Annotated in this window: 1 protein-coding gene; it reads left to right on the plus strand. The window is 64.6% G+C overall.

Annotation, left to right across the window (positions count from 1 at the left end):
• A partial coding sequence (locus tag ON22_RS26605; RefSeq protein WP_043740665.1) for a tyrosine-type recombinase/integrase occupies positions 1-379 on the plus strand: 379 nt, incomplete at both ends.

Genomic DNA, 379 nt, shown 5'->3' on the forward strand with positions numbered 1-379 from the left:
TCAGCAAACGAAAATCGAATCGGGACAACCCGCGACGATCCCTGTCGATGCCGAGATCGTCTCCATCATCCGATCCCAGCAGGACCACGCCCGCGAGCTGCTCACCACGTTCGGCGCGCCGGCGGGAACCCAGCCCCGCTACCTGTTCGTGCGTCCCCGCAACAACCGGTGGGGCCAGCACCCCTACTCGTGCAATACCTACAACCCGCGGCTGCGGGAGCTGACGAAGCGGCTGGGGATCACCGACAGCACAGGACGTGCGGTCGCGATCTCGCGCACACACCAATTCCGCCACACCCGAGTCACCGATCTGATCAACGCCGGTGTCCCGCTGCATGTCGTGATGCGGTACTTCGGGCATCTGACGCCGACGATGACG

It is taken from the genome of Nocardia carnea NBRC 14403 (genome assembly GCF_000308515.1).
Lineage (GTDB): Bacteria > Actinomycetota > Actinomycetes > Mycobacteriales > Mycobacteriaceae > Nocardia > Nocardia carnea.